Annotated in this window: 15 protein-coding genes; 12 read left to right on the forward strand and 3 right to left on the reverse strand. The window is 66.7% G+C overall.

Annotated elements, in window-relative coordinates; translation table 11 throughout:
- Positions 1 to 6: 6 nt before the first annotated feature.
- The 5 genes from N5C28_RS11295 to N5C28_RS11315 all read left to right on the forward strand — a co-directional run bounded on the left by N5C28_RS11295 (position 7) and on the right by N5C28_RS11315 (position 11,161).
- Positions 7 to 5,652 (forward strand): Ig-like domain-containing protein, encoded by a 5,646-nt coding sequence (locus N5C28_RS11295; RefSeq protein WP_279822650.1) that lies wholly within the window; start codon positions 7 to 9, stop codon positions 5,650 to 5,652.
- On the forward strand, positions 5,649 to 6,926 hold the full coding sequence (locus N5C28_RS11300; RefSeq protein ID WP_279822328.1) for a TolC family protein: 1,278 nt from the start codon (positions 5,649 to 5,651) through the stop codon (positions 6,924 to 6,926). The genes N5C28_RS11295 and N5C28_RS11300 overlap by 4 nt, the downstream gene beginning before the upstream one ends.
- Positions 6,916 to 9,075 (forward strand): type I secretion system permease/ATPase, encoded by a 2,160-nt coding sequence (locus N5C28_RS11305; protein WP_279822330.1) that lies wholly within the window; start codon positions 6,916 to 6,918, stop codon positions 9,073 to 9,075. Before N5C28_RS11300 ends, N5C28_RS11305 begins: the two co-directional genes overlap by 11 nt.
- Positions 9,065 to 10,243 (forward strand): HlyD family efflux transporter periplasmic adaptor subunit, encoded by a 1,179-nt coding sequence (locus N5C28_RS11310; RefSeq protein WP_279822333.1) that lies wholly within the window; start codon positions 9,065 to 9,067, stop codon positions 10,241 to 10,243. The genes N5C28_RS11305 and N5C28_RS11310 overlap by 11 nt, the downstream gene beginning before the upstream one ends.
- A gap of 399 nt (positions 10,244 to 10,642) precedes the next feature.
- Complete coding sequence (locus tag N5C28_RS11315; RefSeq protein ID WP_279822336.1) at positions 10,643 to 11,161, forward strand: DinB family protein; 519 nt, start codon at positions 10,643 to 10,645, stop codon at positions 11,159 to 11,161.
- Here N5C28_RS11315 and N5C28_RS11320 read toward each other — a convergent pair.
- Both N5C28_RS11320 and N5C28_RS11325 read right to left on the reverse strand, forming a co-directional pair.
- Positions 11,158 to 12,075 carry a LysR substrate-binding domain-containing protein gene (locus N5C28_RS11320; protein ID WP_279822338.1) on the reverse strand — a complete coding sequence of 306 codons (918 nt, stop codon included), beginning with the start codon at positions 12,073 to 12,075 and terminating at the stop codon, positions 11,158 to 11,160. The genes N5C28_RS11315 and N5C28_RS11320 overlap by 4 nt on opposite strands.
- 168 nt (positions 12,076 to 12,243) lie before the next feature.
- Positions 12,244 to 13,065 carry an AraC family transcriptional regulator gene (locus N5C28_RS11325; protein ID WP_279822341.1) on the reverse strand — a complete coding sequence of 274 codons (822 nt, stop codon included), beginning with the start codon at positions 13,063 to 13,065 and terminating at the stop codon, positions 12,244 to 12,246.
- Positions 13,066 to 13,196: 131 nt separating this feature from the next.
- Between N5C28_RS11325 and N5C28_RS11330 the strand changes: the two genes are divergently transcribed.
- From N5C28_RS11330 to N5C28_RS11360, 7 genes are all read left to right on the forward strand, one after another.
- Complete coding sequence (locus tag N5C28_RS11330; RefSeq protein WP_279822343.1) at positions 13,197 to 13,715, forward strand: peroxidase-related enzyme; 519 nt, start codon at positions 13,197 to 13,199, stop codon at positions 13,713 to 13,715.
- A gap of 12 nt (positions 13,716 to 13,727) precedes the next feature.
- Positions 13,728 to 13,982: a glutaredoxin 3 gene (gene grxC, locus N5C28_RS11335; protein ID WP_279822345.1), complete on the forward strand. Its 255-nt coding sequence runs from the start codon at positions 13,728 to 13,730 to the stop codon at positions 13,980 to 13,982.
- A 100-nt stretch (positions 13,983 to 14,082) separates the two neighbouring features.
- Positions 14,083 to 15,087 carry a D-cysteine desulfhydrase gene (locus N5C28_RS11340; protein ID WP_279822348.1) on the forward strand — a complete coding sequence of 335 codons (1,005 nt, stop codon included), beginning with the start codon at positions 14,083 to 14,085 and terminating at the stop codon, positions 15,085 to 15,087.
- Between the two features lie 107 nt (positions 15,088 to 15,194).
- A complete protein-coding gene (gene tcyJ, locus N5C28_RS11345) occupies positions 15,195 to 15,992 on the forward strand; it encodes a cystine ABC transporter substrate-binding protein (RefSeq protein ID WP_279822351.1) in 798 nt (265 codons plus the stop codon).
- Positions 15,989 to 16,657 (forward strand): cystine ABC transporter permease, encoded by a 669-nt coding sequence (gene tcyL, locus N5C28_RS11350; protein WP_279822354.1) that lies wholly within the window; start codon positions 15,989 to 15,991, stop codon positions 16,655 to 16,657. Before tcyJ ends, tcyL begins: the two co-directional genes overlap by 4 nt.
- Positions 16,657 to 17,418: an L-cystine ABC transporter ATP-binding protein TcyN gene (gene tcyN, locus N5C28_RS11355; RefSeq protein ID WP_279822357.1), complete on the forward strand. Its 762-nt coding sequence runs from the start codon at positions 16,657 to 16,659 to the stop codon at positions 17,416 to 17,418. The genes tcyL and tcyN overlap by 1 nt, the downstream gene beginning before the upstream one ends.
- Before the next feature lie 164 nt (positions 17,419 to 17,582).
- Positions 17,583 to 17,876, forward strand: coding sequence for a hypothetical protein (locus tag N5C28_RS11360; protein WP_279822359.1), 294 nt, complete (start codon positions 17,583 to 17,585; stop codon positions 17,874 to 17,876).
- A gap of 67 nt (positions 17,877 to 17,943) precedes the next feature.
- Here N5C28_RS11360 and N5C28_RS11365 read toward each other — a convergent pair whose 3' ends face one another.
- Positions 17,944 to 18,567, reverse strand: a complete 624-nt coding sequence (locus N5C28_RS11365; protein ID WP_279822362.1) for a trimeric intracellular cation channel family protein — start codon at positions 18,565 to 18,567, stop codon at positions 17,944 to 17,946.
- Between the last annotated feature and the right edge of the window lie 6 nt (positions 18,568 to 18,573).

The following is an 18,573-nucleotide window of genomic DNA, read 5'->3' on the forward strand; positions in this document are numbered from 1 at the left end:
ACGACCGTGATCGGTACCTTGCCGGACCGCCCGACCATCGACCCGAGCAACGGCACCACCGTCACCGGCACGGCAGGTGCCAACGAGACCGTGGTCCTGACCGACGGTGCCGGCAACGTGATCGCCACCGTGACGGCCGATCCGAGTGGCGACTGGAGCTACACCGCCACACCGGCGTTGGCCAATGCCAGCGAAATCAATGCGGCGGTGCGCGACGCCCTGGGCAATCTCAGCGGCCCGGCCACCACGGTGGTGGACAGCGTGCCGCCGCCCGTACCCAGCGTGACCCCCAGCAACGGTACGGTTTTGAGCGGCACCGCAGAAGCCGGCAGCACCATCCTGCTGACCGGCCCGGGTCTCAATGTCGAAGTGGTGGCCGATGGCAATGGCAACTGGAGCCACACTGTCACGGGCGCACCGCTGGCTGACCTGACCCAGGTCACCGTGGTCGCACGCGATGCGGTCGGCAACGAAAGCCCCTCGGCCACGGTGGTCATCGACCGCGCGCCGCCAGCCGATCCGACGATCGCGATCAGCAACGGGACCGTGCTCAAGGGCACCGCCGAAGCCGGCGCCACGGTGATCCTGACCACCGGGGTGGGCGGGCAACCGCTCGCCACCACCATTGCCGATGCCAACGGCAACTGGACGTTCAGCCCGCTGAACCCGCTGCCCCATGGCACCCGGGTCAACGCTCAGGCCCGGGATGCCCTGGGCAACCCCAGTGGCGTCACCAGCATCAACGTGGATGGCGTACCGCCCGCGGCACCGTCGGTCGCCCCAAGCAAGGGTGACCTGCTCAGCGGCACCACCGAAGGCAATGCCCAGATCACCCTGACCGATGCCTCGGGCAACGTGATCGGCCAGGTGACCGCCAACGGCGCCGGGGTATGGAGCTTCACGCCCTCGTCCGCCCTGCCCGACGGCACCCTGGTCAAGGTCACCGCCACCGATCCGGCGGGCAACCTCAGTGCCCCCACCACCATCACCGTCGATGCCGTACCGCCCCTGGCGCCGACCCTCGCACCGACCCAGGGCGACACCCTGACCGGGACCGCCGAGGCCGGCACCACGGTGCGCCTCACCGACGGCAACGGCGGCCTGATTGGCCAGGCCCTGACCGATGCCTTCGGCAACTGGACCTACACCCCCAGCCCGGCCCTGCCCAACGGCACCACGGTCAACGCGGTGGCGATCGATGCAGCCGGCAATGTCAGCCCGCCAGTCAGCACCGTCAGCGACGATGCACCGCCCGCCATTCCTACCATCGCCCCCAGCAACGGCACGCTCATCAGCGGCGCGGCCGACATCGGCAGCACCGTGCTGCTGACCCTGCCCGATGGCACGGTGGTCGAGGTGCCGGTGGATGGCCAGGGCAACTGGAGCTTCACCCCCAACCCGGCGCTGCTCGACGGCGACCCGGTCAGGGCCGCGGCCCGCGATGTGGCCGGCAACGAAAGCGCGCTGTCGCCGATCACGGTCATCGACACCGTGCCGCCCGCCACCCCCACCATCGATTCCAGCCAGGGCACCACCCTGACCGGCACCGCCGAACCGAACACCGACGTGGTGATCACCATCGGCTCCGGCACACCGATCACCGTCACCAGCAACGGTGCCGGCGACTGGACCTATACCCCGACCCCGGCCGTGCCCAACGGCACCACGGTCACCGTGGTGGCCCGCGACCCCGCCGGCAACGACAGCCCGCCCGCCAGCACGGTGGTCGACAGCGTGGTACCGACCGTCACCCTGGAGGCCAGCAACGGCAACCTGCTCACCGGGGTGACCGAAGCCGGGGCCACAGTCACCATCAGCGGCCTCAGCAACTCGCCGGTGAGCGTCATCGCCGGGCCGGACGGACGCTGGGAATACACCCCGATCGCACCTCCGGCCCACAATGCCGCCATCAGCGTGGTGGCCGAGGATGCCGCCGGCAACGCCAGCGACCCGGCAGATATCGTCATCGACCGGCAGGCACCGGCCATCAGCCTGGAGCCGAGCGACGGCAGCCTGCTCAGGGGCGTCACCGAAGGCGGCGCCACGGTGGTCATCAGCACCGGCTCCGGCACCGTGCTGGCCACCGTCACCGCCGACCCGGGCGGCAACTGGACCTACACACCGACGCCGCCCCTGCTGCACGACACCGCGATCAGCGTGACGGCGAGCGATGCACTGGGCAATACCAGTACCCCGGCCGTCGGCACCGTGGACAGCGTGGCCCCCGACGCGCCCACCATCCAGCCGAGCCAGGGCGTCACCCTGCAAGGCACCGCCGAAGCGAACAGTGAAGTCACCCTGACCTTCGTGTCCCAAGGCAACCCCGTGACGGTCACCGTCATTGCCGATGGCCCCGGCGGCGCCTGGACCTACACACCGCAACCGGCACTGCCCAACGGCACCACGGTCAGCGTGGTCGCCACCGATGCCAGCGGCAACAGCAGTGCGTCGGCCAGCACCGTCACCGATAACCAGCCACCGGTTTCACCCGTGGTGAGCGTGAGCAGTGGCCAGAGCATCAACGGCACGGCCGAGCCCGGCAGCACCATCACCTTCACCGTCAATGGCGCGCCATTCAACGCCGGCACCGTCACGGCCGATGCCAATGGCGCCTGGCGGGTGGACAACATCGGACCGCTGTCCGACGGCGATGTGATCCGGGCCTGGGCTACCGACGCGGCGGGCAACACCAGCGTACTGCCCGGCACGCAAACGGTGGATGCCTCGCTGCCCGAACCACCGGTCATAAACCCCAGCCGGGGCACTGTCATCAGCGGCACTGCCGAAGCGAACACGCAGGTAGAACTGACCATCAATGGCCTGAGCGTTCTCGTATCCGTCGATAACGCAGGCAACTGGTCTCACTTCCCGAGCCCCTTCATTCCTGATGGCGTGCAGGTCACGGCGGTCGTGATCGATGGGTCGAACAATACCAGCGCCCCCGTGAGTACGGTAATCGATGCCATGCCGCCGGCGGTCCCGGATGCGCTGACCGCCACCGCCACCACCGTCACCGGTACGGGAGAAATCGGCGCCACGATCGTAATCAGGCTGGGGGCAACGACACTTGGCACCACCGTAGTGGGTGCCGATGGCAAATGGACGGTTGCCATCAGCCCGGCGCAGGGCGACGGCACCTTGCTCACTGCCACGGCCAGCGATGCCCTGGGCAATACCAGCGCCTTCGATGTGATCAGGGTCGATGCCATCGCACCGCCCCAGCCCACCATCCAGCTCACCAACGGCACGCTGCTCAACGGCACCGCCGAGGCCGGCAGCACGGTGGTGCTCAGCGTGGGAGGCGTGCAGATCGGCACCGCCCAAGTGGGCGGCAACGGCACCTGGACGTTCACCGCCAGCCCGCCGCTGGCCGACGGCGTCACCGTCGATGTGATCGCTCGTGATGCCAGTGGCAATACCAGCCCCTTGGCTTCGACCGTGGTGGACGCCACGCCGCCACCGGTGCCCATCGTCAACCCGAGCAACGGCACCGTGCTGAGCGGCACCGCCGAAACCGGTGCCACCGTGGCCATCCTCGTCAACGGTGTCGAGGTGGGCAGCACCATCGCGGTGAACGGCAGCTGGAACATCGCACCGTTGTCGCTGCCCCATGGCACCGTGGTCAGCGTGGTCACGCGCGATGCGCTGGGCAACACCAGCGCACCCGCCACCGTGACCGTGGACGCCGTGCCGCCGGCAGACCCCACCATCAGCGTGGGTAACGGGACGCTGCTCAGCGGCACCGCCGAAGCCGGCGCCATCGTGACCCTGACCGACGGCCTCGGCTCGCCTATCGCACAGGTACAGGCCAATGCCAGCGGCATCTGGAGCTACACGGTCCCCGGCGCGCCCCTGACGCACAACACCGTGGTCCGCGTCGTGACCCATGATGCGGCCGGCAACCCGAGCAACACGGTGACTGCCACGGTCGACCGGCAGGCCCCCACGGTGCCCACGGGCCAGGTGAACGCCGATGGCACCCTGCTGACCGGTACCGCCGAGGCCGGCAGCACCGTGCGCATCACCATACCGGGCAACAGCACGCCGATCCTGGTTACCGCCACCAACGGCACCTACAGCGTCGTGCTGGCACCGGCCCTGATCGCCGGCCAGATCGTCTCGGTCACTGCCACCGATGCCGCGGGCAATACCAGCAACCCCGCCGCAGTCTTCGCCCCCAACCTGGCCCCGCCCGCGGTGGGCGTGGCGGAGGCGGCCGACAGCTGGATCAACGCGGCCGAACTCACCAACGGTATCCAGGTGCAGATCGGCCTGCAGCCGGGCGTGCGGACCGGCGACACCGTCACCCTCACCTACCGGGGCGTCAATGGCTTCCTGTTCACCAACGTGCACACCGTCACCGCGGCGGAAGTGCTGGCCGGCGCCTTCAACACCACCCTGGTGCCGCCTGGCGGCAACGGCAGCTACCCGCAAGGCGCGGGGTCGGTGACTGCCCACGTCAACGGCGGGGTCGACTCGGCGCCGGTCAACTTCGTGGTCGATACCATTGCCCCCACGACGCCGGTGCTGTCGCTGGCAGGCAGTCTGCTGACGATCTCCGCCGATCCCGGTGTGGCGGTGACCATTACCGTGAATATCGGTGGCGTCACCGCAACGCAGACGGTGCAAGCGAACAATGCCGGCCTCGTCTCGCTCAACCTGCTCACCGCGCTCAATGTCGGCCTGACCTGGGACCAGCTGCTCAGTGCGCAGATCAGCGTGAGCGCCCGGGACGCCGCCGGCAACCCGAGCAGCCTGGCGAACATCGGACTGGGTGTGGGCACCAACCTGCAGCCCATTACCCTGAGCAACCTGGCGGTGGACGCCAACCTCAGCCTGGGCGGCGCCAAACTGGGCATCACCGGCACCACCAACGCCAATGCCAGCCTGTCCATCGAAGTGATCTCGCCGCTGCTCAACGTCACCCTGGCGCCGATCCTCGCCAACGCCAGCGGGCAGTTCTCGCTGAACCTGCTCAGCCCCAGCGTGCTGAGCCAGTTGGGCCTGACCCTCGGTGGCTTGCTGAACCTGGGACCGGACCTGCAGCTGCGCATCACCACCACGTCGGGCGGCAAGCAGAGCGCGACCTATGTCATCGACCTGGACCCGCTTGGCCTGCTCGGCCTGACCATCGGGGCGATCACCGTCATCGGCACGGCAGCGGACGACATCATGTCGGGCACCGCTACCGCCGCCGAGCGCATCCTGACCGGCGGTGGCAACGACCTGATCCTCAATATCGGTTCGGGGGACCGGGTGGAAACCGGGACAGGTAACGACACCATCCAGATCAAGGCCAGCAACTTCTTCTCCATTGACGGCGGCAGCGGCTTCGACACCCTGTTGCTCGACGGCGGGATCGACATCAACTTCACCGCACCGGGTGTCGGCACCGTGACCAATATCGAGCGCCTGGACCTGGGGACCGGTGACTCCGGCAGTGTGGTCACGCTCACCAGTGCCAAGGTCGATGAAATGACCGATGCCAACAACGTGCTGCAGATCACTGGTGATTCCAACGATGTGCTGCGGGTGATCGGCGCGGTGAACACCAACATCACCCAGAGCTTCGATGGCATCCGCTACAACGTCTATACCTTTGGCAGCAACCTGCTTTACGTCGAGGAGAACACCGTTCAGGTCATTGTATGAAGTCGATTTCCTGTTTCTCCTCATCCAAGGCGCGTCCCCTGGGGAGCGCCACCCTGTTGTTGCTGTCGCTGGTCTGTCCGGTTCACGTCACCGCCCTGGAGCTGTCCGAGGCGGTGCGGGCCGGCCTGGCCATCCACCCCGAAGTCCGCGCGGTACTGGCGGACGCGGAGCGGGCCAACACCGAGATCAAGATTGCCAAGGGCGGCTACTACCCCTCCCTGAACCTCTCCGGCGGCCCGGAGGAATTCAACTTCGGCGATGTGGTGTACGACGTCACCGCCTCGCAGATGCTCTATGACTGGGGCCGGGTCAGCAGCCGGGTCGAGCGGGCCTCCGCCGAGCACCTGCACCTGTCGGAAAGCGCCCTGGTGGCCCGGGACGACGCGGCCCTGGATATCATCGAGACCTACCTCGACACCCTGCTCGCCGAGCGCCGGGTGGAGGTGGTGCGCCAGCACCTGGTCAACCTCGGCGATGTGCTGCGCATGACTGAAGCCCGTGGCCAGGATGGCTATTCCGACCGCAGTGAAGTGGACCGAGCCGGCCTGGAAATGACCCGGGCCCAGGAACAGCTGGCCATGGAAAAAGGCAGCCTGCAGGACGCCCGCAGCCAGTACCTGATCCTGGTCGGCCAGGACGCCGATGCCCTGAGCGAACCTCACCCGCTGTCCATGCAGCGCTACCTGGGTGCCAGCGACCTGAAGCAGGTCATCACGGCCTCGCCGCTGTACCAGCGCGCCGTGCAGAGCACCGCCCAGGCCGAGGCCGAGCTGCGGGAAACCAAGGCTTCGCTGTTGCCCCAGCTGAACCTCGAGGCCACGGCGCTGCGCCGGGAAATCGGCGGGCAGCTGGAGAACGACTCGATGATCGCCCTGCGCCTGCGCATGGACACCATCCAGGGCCTGTCGAACTTCCAGCGCCCGACCGCCGCCCAGCAGCGCGTCGAGTCCGCCCAGTGGAGCCAGGACGCGATGCAGCGCGACATCAGCCGCAAACTGCGCAACCTGTTCGACACCGGTGACACCCTGCGCTGGCGCGAAGAGTCGCTGCGCCTGCAGGTCAGCGAATCGGACGAGGTCACCACGCTCTACCGCGAACAGTTCGAGGTGGGCCGGCGCGATGTGATCGACCTGCTCAACGTGCAGCGCGAACGCTTCGAGGCCGCGCGCCAACTGGAGACGCTGCGCATCGAACGCCTGCGTATCGAATACCGCGCGGCGGCCCAGGTCGGCCTGCTCGGTGCTTTGCTGGAGAACCGTCTGAATGGCGCCTGATACCCCTGCCCCCGCCGGGCGAAAGGTTCCCAAGGATCATTTGCGCGATGGCCTGGTGCTGCTGAGCCGGGAACTCGGTCACCCGATCGGCGATGCCGAACTGGTGGACGGCCTGCCCCTGGAACTGGGCCGCCTGCCCCTGCGCCTGGTGCCCCGCGCCCTGCGCCGCGCCGACATCAATGCCCAGGTGGTGAGCGGCCAGTCGCTGCGCGAGCTGGACCACTACCTGCTGCCGGCGCTGCTGATCCTGCGCGACGGCCGCAGCGTGCTGCTGAAGGCCGTGCAGGACGGCCAGGCCGACCTGCTGCTGCCCCAGTCCGGCGGCGGTCACGAGCGGGTGGCGCTGGACGTGCTGGAATCGATGCACGAGGGCACGGTGGTCTTCGCCAAGCCGCGCTACCGCGACGATGGCCGCATCGGCGACTACGCCCAGGGCAGCGACGAACACTGGTTCTTCGGCCCGCTCAAGCGCCTGCGCCGCTCCTACCTGGAGGTGGCCATCGCCGCCATGGTCGCCAACCTGCTGGCCATCGCCTCGGCGCTGTTCGCCATGCAGGTCTACGACCGCGTGGTGCCCAACTCGGCCTTCGACACCCTGTGGATCCTGGCCACCGGTGTGGCCCTGGCGATCGTCCTGGAAAGCGTGCTGCGCGTACTGCGCGGGCATTTGCTGACCAGCATGGGCAAGCGCATCGACCTGCAGCTGTCGAGCCTGCTGTTCAACCGCGCGCTGCAGACCCGCATGGCGGCCAAACCGGCCTCGGTGGGCGCCTTCAGCACGCAGATCCGCGAATTCGAGTCGGTGCGCGAATTCTTCACCGCCTCCAGCGCGGCGTTGATCAGCGACCTGCCGTTCGTGGCGATCTTCCTGGTGATCATCGCCATCCTCGGTGGGCACCTGGTCTGGGTGCCGGTGGTCGCGGTGATCCTGATGGTCCTCCCCGCCCTGCTCGCCCAAGGCCACCTGGCGCGCCTGTCGCGGCAGAACCTGCGCGAGGGGGCGATCAAGAACGGCATCCTGCTGGAGTCCATCGAACATCTGGAAACGGTCAAGGCGTCACGCGCCGAGGGCCGCTGCGCCCAGCTATGGGAAACCCTCACCGCCCAGCTCGCCGGCAGCGCGGTGAAGACCAGCAACCTGACCTCGGCCCTCAGCTACGGCGTCAGCACCGTGCAGCAGCTGTGCTACGTGGGCGTGGTGGTGTTCGGCGTGTACCGCATCAGCGACGGCCTGCTGACCGTCGGCGCCCTGATCGCCTGCTCGATCCTCTCGTCCCGGGCCATCGCTCCGCTGTCGCAGAGCGCCTCGATCCTGGGCCGCTGGCAGCACACCAAGGTGGCGCTGGAAGGCCTTGATCAGATGATGAGCGGCCCGGTGGAACGCCCGGCGGGCCGGACCTTCGTGCGCAAGCCGCAGCTCAAGGGCGATTACCGCCTGGACGCCGTGACCCTCAGCCACGGCGACGGACCGGCGGTGGTCGATATCCAGGCGCTGCACATTCGCGCCGGTGAGCGCGTGGCGCTGCTCGGCGGCAACGGCGCGGGCAAGTCCAGCCTGTTGCGCCTGCTGGCGGGCATGCTGGATGCGAAATCCGGCCGCCTGCTGCTGGACGATGTCGGCATCGACCAGCTCGATCCGAGTGACCGCCGCCACAACATCGGCTACCTGCCCCAGGACGTCGCCCTGCTCTACGGCACCCTGCGCGAGAACCTGAACCTGGAAAACGCCGCCCTGAGCGACGACGACCTGTATGAAGCCCTCGACGGCGTCGGCCTCGGCGACTGGGTACGCAGCGATGCCAAGGGCCTGGACCTGCTGATCCAGGGCAACGCCAGCCTGTCCGGCGGTCAGCGCCAGGCCATCGGCCTGGCCCGGGTGCTGTTGCAGGACCCGACCATCGTGCTGCTCGACGAGCCCACGGCGGCCTTCGACCAGACCAGCGAAAAACACGTGGTCGAGTACCTGCGCGGCTGGCTGGCCGGCCGCACGCTGATCGTGGTCACCCACAAGAAGATCATCCTGGAACTGGTGGAGCGCGCCATCGTCATGCGCCAGGGCCGGGTGATCATGGACGGTGCCCTGGACCAGTTGGTGCAGGACAACCGGGTACAGACCCCTGACGCCAAGGAGAGCCTCCATGGCATCTGATGATCGCCTGCGCCGGGCGCTGGACGACCCGCTGCTGACTGCCACCCACCCGGTGTTCCGCCCGCTGATGTGGACCATCCTGTTCACCGTGGCCGCGTTCATCGCCTGGGCCATCTGGGCCGAACTGGACGAGGTGACCCGGGGCGACGGCCGCGTGGTGCCGTTCAGCCGCATCCAGAAGATCCAGAGCCTGGAAGGCGGCATTCTCGACCGCCTGCTGGTCAGCGAAGGCGACATGGTGCGGGTCGGCCAACCCATCGTGCGCCTCGACGAAACGCGCTTTCGCACCTCCTACCAGGAGTCGGTGAACCAGGCCCTGGCCCTGCGCGCCACCATCGCGCGGCTGGATGCCGAGGTGCTCAACGAAGACACGATCACCTTCCCCGAGGGCATCGCCCTGGACAGCCCGCTGGCCCGCTCGGAGATGGGGTTGTTCAAGTCGCGCCTGGCCAAGCTGGAAGACAGCGTCGCCTCGCTGAACCACCAGATCAACCTGTCGCAGCGCCAGCTGAACCTGGTCGAGCCGCTGGTGGCCAAGCGCGCCGTGAGCCAGATGGAGGCGCTCAAGCTGAGCCAGGAGATCGCCGGGCTGCGCGGCAAGCTCACCGAGATTAAGACCGCCTACTTCCAGGACGCCTACACCGAGCGTTCCAACAAGAAGGCCGAACTCAGCGCCCTGGAACCGATCATCCTGCAGCGCGAGGACCAGTTGCAGCGCACCGAGATCCTGTCGCCGGTCAACGGCCGGGTGAACACCGTGCTGATCAACACCCGGGGCGGTGTGATCCAGCCGGGCGAGCCGATCATGGAGGTGATCCCGATGGAGGACCGCCTGCTGGTCGAAGCCAAGATCAAGCCCAAGGACGTGGCCTTCCTCGTGCCCGGCATGCCGGCCAAGGTGAAGATCACCGCCTACGACTACAGCATCTACGGCTACCTCAACGGCACCCTGGAACAGATCAGCGCCGACACCATTTCCGAGGATACGCTGCAGGGCAAGGAGTTCTACTACGCCGTACTGATCAAGACCGACGGCAGCCAGCTGATGCGTGGCGACGACGTGCTGCCGATCATCCCCGGTATGGTCGCCGAAGTGGACATCCTCAGCGGTAAGCGCAGCGTCATGAACTACCTGCTGCGCCCCCTGGTGAAAGCGCAGCTGTACTGATTGGCGAAGGACCCCACGCCAAAGGCCGCCCCCGAGGCGGCCTTTGGCGTTTTGCAGGATGGTCGCCTGTAGGGTGGATGACGCTCTTTTCATCCACCACCGGCGGCAATCCACGGTGGATGGGTGAAGCGTCATCCACCCTACGGAAAGCGCCAAAGCTCGCGGGTAAGCCCGCTCCTACAGGTAGCCTGGGTCGAGCGCAGCGACACCCGGGGGGGTACGTGGCGATGGGTATCGCTTCGCTCAACCCATCCTACGGGAAGCCCCGCAGCCCGCTGTTACAGATGGCGACAAATGCGTTCTACGGCTGCCGTTTTCTGAGCTATAGCAGATAGACAAAAACAACCCGCCTGGAGACCCTTGCCCCCTGCCGATCACGCGTCCCGAGGAGGACCTGCCATGATCAATCTGCGCACCGCGGTGCTGCTCGCTGCCTACAAGCAGTGGGCCGACCAGCGCCTGTACGACAGCCTGGCCACGTTGCCAGCGGGAGAAGTCAGCAAGGAGCGCGCCGGGGTCTGCAAGAGCATGCTCGGCACCCTGAATCACGTCTACGTGGTGGACCGCATCTGGCAGGCCCACCTGCAGCGCCAGCCGCATGAGTTCAAGACCCGCCTGGAAGTGCCCCACCCCGATTTCGCAGCGCTACGCGCCGCGCAGCAGGACATGAACACCTGGTTCATCGAGTGGGTGGCCGGGCAGACGGAGGCGTCCCTCGCCGAGGTCATCGAGTTCGCCTTCGTCTCTGGTGAACAGAGCGCCATGACCGCCGGCGCCATGCTGCTGCACGTGGTCAACCACGCGGCCTACCACCGGGGCTGGGTGGTGCAGATGCACTTCGAGATTCCCGCCAGGCCGCCGGTGGCGGACCTGCCGGTGTTTCTGACGGAGGTCTACCCCGCCCATACCCTCGCCTAGCCCTGCAGCGACGGGTCCGCCATATGCTCGACGATCTTGCTGCGCAGCCAGCGCTCGGCCGGGTCGTTGTCGGTCACCCCGCTCCAGACCATGGACAGCTCGGAGGTCACCAGCGGGAATGGCGGATCGTCCGCGCGCAGGCCGGTGCCTTCGATCAGCGCGGCGGCCGCGTAATCCGGCACCGAGGCGAGCATCTCCGTGCCGGCCAGGATCGAACGCAACCCGCTGAACTGCGGCACAGCCAGCACCACGCGGCGGGAACGCCCGACCCGGGCCAGGTCGTTGTCGATGTTGCCGGTCAGGTCGCCGGAGAACGACACCAGGGCGTGGGGCCGCTCGCAGTATTCGTCCAGCGTCAGCGGTCCCGGGCGGTTGTCGCCACGCAGCACCTTGACCTTGAGGTCGCGCAGTTTCTTGCGCTTGGCGTTGGCCGGCAGCTCGGTGGTGTAGCTGACCCCCACGGAGATTTCCCCCGAGGCGAGCATGGTGGGCATCAGCAGGAAATTGACCCGCCGCACCACGATCACCACGTTGGTGGCTTCCTCGCGAATCTGGTTGAGCAGCGCCGGGAACAGCCCGAACTCCGCATCGTCCGACAGGCCGATGCGGAAGGTGTCGCGGTTGGTCGCCGGGTTGAACTCCCGGGCCCGGCTGACCGCGCTGGAGATGGTGTCCATCGCCGGTTGCAGCTCCTTGAGGATCGCCAGCGCGCGCATCGTCGGTTCCAGGGTCCGGCCATTGCGCACCAGCAGCGGGTCGTCGAACAGGTCACGCAGCCGCGCCAGCGCGGCACTGACCGCCGGCTGGCCGAGGAACAGCTTTTCCGAGGCCCGGGTGAGGTTCTTCTCGAACATCAGGGTTTCGAACACCACCAGCAGGTTCATGTCGACGCGACGCAATTCGTTCCGATTCATCCAGGCCTTCTCGTAAGTACCGTTTTCTGTGAGCAGTAAAGCAGCTCGTCCGCGCCTGCGTAAGCGCTCGGATTCCGCTTTGCGAGAACGTACCGTGAAAATGTCATATGCCGGTCAACATTCAACGAAAAATCGCCAGCCAGAGCAGGCGCCGCTCTCCCGTTCCGGTCACGCCAGTTGTTGCAACCACTCCCGGGGGCTGACGCCGACCTTGCGGCGGAAGGCCCGGGCCAGGGCCGAACCGCTTTCGTAGCCGACTTCGTCGGCGATCAGGGCGATGGGCCGGCCTTCACGCAGGCGCTTCTGCGCCAGGCTGACGCGCCAGCCGACCAGGTAATCGGCCGGCGTGCTGCCCACCACGGTGTGGAACTGCGCGGCGAAGCTGGCCCGGGACATGTTGGCGGCGCTGGCCAGCTCGGCGACGGTCCAGTTGTTGGCCGGCTGGTCGTGCATCAGCGTCATGGCCCGGGCGATCCGCGGATCGGCCAACCCGGCCATCATGCCGCTGGACACGCTGCCCGCCTCCATCACATGGCGCAGCAACTGGATCACCATCAGCTCGAACAGGCGGTTGAGGATCGCGTCGCGGCCGCAGTGGGCGCCAAAGGCTTCGCTGAACAGCCAGTCCAGGGTGCCACCCAGCTCGGGCAAGGCACTGAGCGGCATGACGACGGTGCTCGGCAGCGCTCGGGACAGCGGGTTGTCGATACCGCCATCGAAACGCAGGGTCGCGCACACCAGCTCGGCGTTATCCGCCTCGGTCGCCACCAATTGGTGAGCCTGGGGCAAGGCGATCAGCATCAGGCTCGGTTCGCTGAGCACCAGCGGCCGCCCGTTGCCCTCGCGAAAGGCCACCCGCCCGGCCCGCAGCAGGTGGACGTGGCCACGGGGTTCCTGTGCCGAGAAAGCCGCCATGCCGCAGAACCCGCCCTTGTGAAAGGTGGACGCATGCAGGCTGAAGTGGTCCAGCAGGGTGGAAAGACGGTCCATGGCGGGCCTCGCAGGTTTAGACGATCTGTCTCATAAGTACGACGTTCAGCGTCCATGCGCAACCCGGTGATTCCTACCATGGCGCCAAGCCTGACGAACAGGCTTTACCCCCACACTACTGGAGAATCACCATGACCCGTCTCGCCGCCCTCACCCTCGATCAAGCCCCTGCCGCATCTCGTGCGCAACTGGAAGCCGTGCAGAAAGGCCTTGGCTTCGTTCCCAACGCCTTCAAGACCCTGGCCCACGCCCCGGCAGCACTCAATGGCTACCTGGCGTTCAGCCAGGCCCTGGGCAAAGCCTCGCTGAGCGCCGCCGAGCGCGAGATCGTCGCCCTGGCGACCTCGGACACCAACGGCTGCGACTACTGCCTGGCCGCGCACAGCTTCTTCGGCAGCAAGGTCGGGCTCAGCGCCGAGGACATCCGCCAGGCCCGCACCGGCGACCTCGATGCGGTGGCGGCCTTCGCCCGGCAGGTCACCGAACACCGCGGCCAGGTCAGCGATGCCCAACTGCAGGCGGCCCGCAGCGCCGGCCTGAGCGACGCGAAGCTGGTGGAGATCGTGGCCCAGGTCACCCTGCTGACCCTGACCAACTACCTGAACAACGTCGCCGACACCGACATCGACTTCCCGCCCATTGCCGAGTGATCAGGAGCCGCCATGCCAGCCGTAACGCTGTACACTACGCGCCATTGTCCCTACTGCCTCAACGCCAAGGCGCTGCTGTCGCGCAAGGGCGTCGTCGCCACGGAGATCGATGTCGAGCCATCGCCCCGGTTGCTCGCACAGATGATGCAGCGCAGCGGACGCCGGACCGTGCCACAGATCTACATCGGAGATCGCCACATCGGCGGCTTCGATGACCTGGCGGCACTGGACCGGCAAGGCGAGCTGGACGGCCTGCTGCAGGCCTGACCCGTGCGCCGGTACGTTGCCCTGCGCAACGTACCGCGTGCCGGCCGATCGCCGCTGACGCGACACCGCTACGCAGACTGCCGGCCACAGGAAGAGCCCCATGATTGCCGATCACCTCGCCCGCTTCGCCCGTCTCGAACTGGTTCCCACTGCCACACCACTGGAAAGACTCGAGCGCCTGTCCGCGCAGCTGGGCCGCGAGGTCTACGTCAAGCGCGACGACCTCACCCCCTTCGCCCTCGGTGGCAACAAGGCTCGCAAACTCGAATACCTGGCTGCCGAGGCCCTGGCCCAGGGTGCCGACACCCTGGTCACCGCCGGCGCCATCCAGTCCAACCATGTGCGCCAGACCGCGGCGCTGGCCGCGCGTCTGGGCCTCGGTTGCCTGGCGCTGCTGGAAAACCCCATCGGCACCGCCGACCGCAATTACCTGAGCAACGGCAACCGCCTGCTGCTGGACCTGTTCGGTGCTGAGGTGCAAGCGGTCGATAACCTCGACAACGCCGATGCGCAGTTGGCCGGCGCGGCCGAACGCCTGCGCAGCCTCGGCAAGCGCCCCTACGTGGTGCCCATCGGTGGCTCCAATGCCCTCGGTGCCCTGGGGTATGTAAAGGCCGGCCTGGAACTGGCCGAGCAGATCAAACAGAGCGGCAAGACCTTCTCCGCCGTGGTACTGGCCTCCGGCAGCGCCGGCACCCACAGCGGTTTGGCTCTGGCGTTGGCGCATGCCCTGCCCGACCTGCGTGTGGTTGGCGTGACCGTTTCGCGCCCGGACGCCACCCAGCGCCCCAAGGTCGAAGGCCTGCTGCAGCGCACCGCCGACCTGCTCGGTGTGCCGGTGCCCGAGGGCACGACCATCGAACTCTGGGACCAGTATTTCGCCCCGCGCTACGGCGAGGCCAATGCCGGCACCCTGGAGGCCATCGGCACCCTGGCCAGCCAAGAAGGGCTGCTGCTGGACCCGGTCTACACCGGCAAGGCCTTCGCCGGCCTGCTGTCCGGCATCCGCAACCAGGCCTTTACCGGTGAGGGCCCCGTGCTGTTTTTGCACACGGGTGGCTCACCCGCGCTTTTCGCCTACCATTCAGCCAGCGAACAGCGGTAAGATTTACGCCAAAAAAGACATATGCAAATAATTTTTCAGTATTTTATTGCATATGAAAAACTCCCTAGAGTGGCGCCACTTTTCCCTGCACCTGTGAGGATCACCCTATGTTTCTATCTAAACTGCGTCGCCAGTTGGTGACAGCGGGCGTTGGCCTGGTTCTTCTCAGCGGCGTCGCCGTACAGAGCCACGCGGCCGATCTGCTGCAAGACATTCAGCAACGCGGCGCCATCAAGGTTGGCCTGGAAGGCACCTACCCACCGTTCAACTTCCAGGACGAAAGCGGCAAGCTCTCCGGCTTCGAAGTGGAACTGGCGCAAGCGCTGGCCAAGGAGTTGGGCGTCAAGGCCGAGTTCCAGCCGACCAAGTGGGACGGCATCCTCGCCGCCCTGGAATCCAAGCGCCTGGACGTGGTGATCAACCAGGTGACCATCTCCGATGAGCGCAAGAAGAAATACGACTTCTCCACCCCGTACACCGTCTCCGGCATCCAGGCGCTGACTCGCAAGGCCGATGGCGACAGCATCAAGAGCGCGAACGACCTGGCTGGCAAGAAAGTCGGCGTCGGCCTGGGCACCAACTACGAGCAGTGGCTCAAGGAAAATGTGCCGCAAGCGGACATTCGCACCTACGACGATGATCCGACCAAGTTCCAGGACCTCAATGTCGGCCGCATCGACGTGATCCTGGTGGATCGCCTCGCCGCCTTCGAAATGGTCGAGAAAACCGGTGGCCGCCTGGCCGTTGCCGGCGATGCCTTCTCCCGTCAGGAAGCCGGTGTCGCGCTGCGCAAGGGCAATCCCGAATTGCTCGCCGCCATCGACAAGGCGCTGGCCAAGCTGAGTGCCGACGGCACCCTCAAGCAACTGTCCGAGAAATGGTTCAAGGCTGACGTCACCCGATGATCGAGTCCGCCCTGCAGCTGGCCATGGAGTCCGCGCCCTTTCTCCTCAAGGGCGCCTACTACACGGTCGTACTCAGCCTGGGCGGCATGTTCTTCGGCCTGCTCCTGGGCTTCGGCCTTGCCGTCGGACGCCTGTACGGGCCAGCACCGCTGCGCTGGCTGACCCGCCTCTACGTGTCGTTCTTTCGCGGCACGCCGCTGCTGGTGCAGCTGTTCCTGATCTACTACGGCCTGCCGCAGCTGGGCATCCAGCTCGAGCCGCTGCCGGCCGCGCTGATCGGCTTCTCGCTGAACATGGCGGCCTACACCTCGGAGATTCTTCGGGCCGCGATCGCGTCCATCGACCGGGGCCAGTGGGAGGCCGCCGCCAGCATCGGCATGAGCAAGAGCCAGACGCTGTACCGGGCGATCCTGCCCCAGGCAGCACGCACTGCCCTGCCGCCCCTGGGCAACAGCTTCATTTCACTGGTCAAGGACACCGCCCTGGCCGCCACCATCCAGGTGCCGGAGCTGTTCCGCCAGGCGCAGCTGATCACCGCGCGCACCTTCGAAATTTTCACCATGTACCTGGCCGCCGCGCTGATCTACTGGGCGCTGGCGAGCATCCTGGCGCACTTTCAGGCGCGCCTGGAAGCCAGGGTCAACCGGCACGAGCAGGACACCTGATGATTTCCGTGCGCAATCTGCGAAAAGCCTTTGGCGACAACGACGTGCTCAAGGGTATCGACCTGGAAGTGGCGGCCGGCGAAGTGGTCGCCATCATCGGCCCCAGCGGCTCGGGCAAGACCACCCTGCTGCGCTGCCTGAACCTGCTGGAGCAGCCCAGCGGCGGGCAGATCACCATTGGTGACATCCATATCGATGCCGACCGGCCGCTGAAGGGTCAGCAGAAGCTGATCCGCCAGTTGCGTCAGCATGCCGGCTTCGTGTTCCAGAACTTTAACCTGTTCCCCCATCGCACGGCGCTGGAAAACGTCATCGAAGGCCCGGTGCAGGTGAAGAAGGAGCCCCGCGAGGAGGCACTGGCCCATGGCCGCGCCCTGCTCGCCAAGGTCGGTCTGAGCGGCAAGGAAGACGCCTACCCCAAACGGCTGTCCGGCGGTCAGCAGCAGCGCGTGGCCATCGCCCGCGCGCTGGCCATGCGGCCGCAGGTGATCCTGTTCGATGAGCCCACCTCGGCGCTGGACCCGGAGCTGGTCGGCGAGGTGCTCAGCACCATCCGCGGCCTGGCCGAAGAAAAACGCACCATGGTCATCGTCACTCACGAAATGAGCTTCGCCCGTGACGTGGCCAACCGTGCGGTGTTCATCAACAAGGGCGTGATCGTCGAACAGGGCGATGCCAAGCAGCTGTTCGAAAACCCGCAGGAACCGCGCACCCGCCAGTTCCTCAGCAAGTTCCTCGGCACCGAGATCCTCGACCGCTAAGCGAAGCAGGCCAGCCCTCGGGATAAAAAGCCCGCCGCGGGGGTCACACCCTTGAAGGCAAGCGAACCGGCCTGTCGGTTCGCGCCTGACAAGGGAAGGTCCTCTGGCCCTAAGCCGCCATGAACCACCTGCCCTGTTCTGCTTCTGTCGAAAGGGATAAGACGATGGTTACTCACGTTACTCACTACAAAACCGACGGACACCTGGCCTGCGGCCGCCAGGGCGACACGCTGGCCTCCAGCAAAGAACTGAACCGCGTGAAATGCCGCAACTGCCGCAACACCGAGGTGTACAAGGAAGCCCGCCGCGTGGCGCGCAACGCCTCGCGCCGTGCGGCACGTCGTGCCAAAGCCAACAGCGGCGCCAACAGCTGGCGCACCGAGTGGCAACAGCGTCTGACCGACCTGCCCAGCTCCAGCCGCCTGCCCCGCGGCTTCGCCGACCAGCCCCACGTGTGACGGCCGAGCGATAAAAAACCCGGTACCGCTTGCAGGCGGTACCGGGTTGGATGCAACAGGCCTGGCGTCAGTCCCGGTCCAGCAGATGGAACTGCGGCAACGCGAACCGCCAGTGGATCGCCGCCAGGCGAATCAGCAGCACCGTGAGCATGGCCACGCCGGTGTCCAGCCAGTGCGGCGTATCGAGGATGCGCAGCCCGATGAACACCAGGGCGCCGGCGATACAGGCAGTGGCATAGATTTCCTTCTTGAAGATCAGCGGGATCTCGTTGCAGATCACGTCCCGCATGACCCCGCCCGCAACACCCGTCATCACCCCCATGATCACCGCCGTGCTGTAGGGCACGTTGTGCTGCAGCGCCACTTCGGTGCCGATCACGGTGAATACCGCCAGGCCGAAGGCGTCGGCGATCAACAGGCCCTTCTCGTGGATCGGCCGGGTCAGGCGCACCCAGATCACGGTCCCCACGGCCGCCAGCGACGCCACGACGATATAGGTGTCGTCGCGGATCCAGCTGACCGGGTGGTTGTCCAGAATCAGGTCACGCAGGGTGCCGCCGCCCAGGGCAGTCACGACAGCGATCACCAGCACGCCGAACAGGTCCATGGATTTGCGCCCGGCCATCAAGGCGCCGGTGATGGCGAACACCGCCACCCCGAACAGGTCGGCCAGGTAGAAGAGTTGTGCCATGCCTGC

It is taken from the genome of Pseudomonas sp. GD03944, from assembly GCF_029839275.1.
Taxonomy (GTDB): Bacteria; Pseudomonadota; Gammaproteobacteria; order Pseudomonadales; family Pseudomonadaceae; genus Aquipseudomonas.

Excerpts from the sequence above, each read along its gene's own strand:
- grxC (WP_279822345.1), top strand. The coding sequence starts at position 13,728 with ATGCCAGCCGTAACGCTGTACACTACGCGCCATTGTCCCTACTGCCTC.
- N5C28_RS11325 (WP_279822341.1), bottom strand. The coding sequence starts at position 13,065 with ATGGACCGTCTTTCCACCCTGCTGGACCACTTCAGCCTGCATGCGTCC.
- tcyN (WP_279822357.1), top strand. The coding sequence starts at position 16,657 with ATGATTTCCGTGCGCAATCTGCGAAAAGCCTTTGGCGACAACGACGTG.
- N5C28_RS11340 (WP_279822348.1), top strand. The coding sequence starts at position 14,083 with ATGATTGCCGATCACCTCGCCCGCTTCGCCCGTCTCGAACTGGTTCCC.
- N5C28_RS11360 (WP_279822359.1), top strand. The coding sequence starts at position 17,583 with ATGGTTACTCACGTTACTCACTACAAAACCGACGGACACCTGGCCTGC.
- N5C28_RS11315 (WP_279822336.1), top strand. The coding sequence starts at position 10,643 with ATGATCAATCTGCGCACCGCGGTGCTGCTCGCTGCCTACAAGCAGTGG.
- N5C28_RS11310 (WP_279822333.1), top strand. The coding sequence starts at position 9,065 with ATGGCATCTGATGATCGCCTGCGCCGGGCGCTGGACGACCCGCTGCTG.
- tcyJ (WP_279822351.1), top strand. The coding sequence starts at position 15,195 with ATGTTTCTATCTAAACTGCGTCGCCAGTTGGTGACAGCGGGCGTTGGC.
- tcyL (WP_279822354.1), top strand. The coding sequence starts at position 15,989 with ATGATCGAGTCCGCCCTGCAGCTGGCCATGGAGTCCGCGCCCTTTCTC.
- N5C28_RS11330 (WP_279822343.1), top strand. The coding sequence starts at position 13,197 with ATGACCCGTCTCGCCGCCCTCACCCTCGATCAAGCCCCTGCCGCATCT.
- N5C28_RS11305 (WP_279822330.1), top strand. The coding sequence starts at position 6,916 with ATGGCGCCTGATACCCCTGCCCCCGCCGGGCGAAAGGTTCCCAAGGAT.
- N5C28_RS11365 (WP_279822362.1), bottom strand. The coding sequence starts at position 18,567 with ATGGCACAACTCTTCTACCTGGCCGACCTGTTCGGGGTGGCGGTGTTC.
- N5C28_RS11300 (WP_279822328.1), top strand. The coding sequence starts at position 5,649 with ATGAAGTCGATTTCCTGTTTCTCCTCATCCAAGGCGCGTCCCCTGGGG.
- N5C28_RS11320 (WP_279822338.1), bottom strand. The coding sequence starts at position 12,075 with ATGAATCGGAACGAATTGCGTCGCGTCGACATGAACCTGCTGGTGGTG.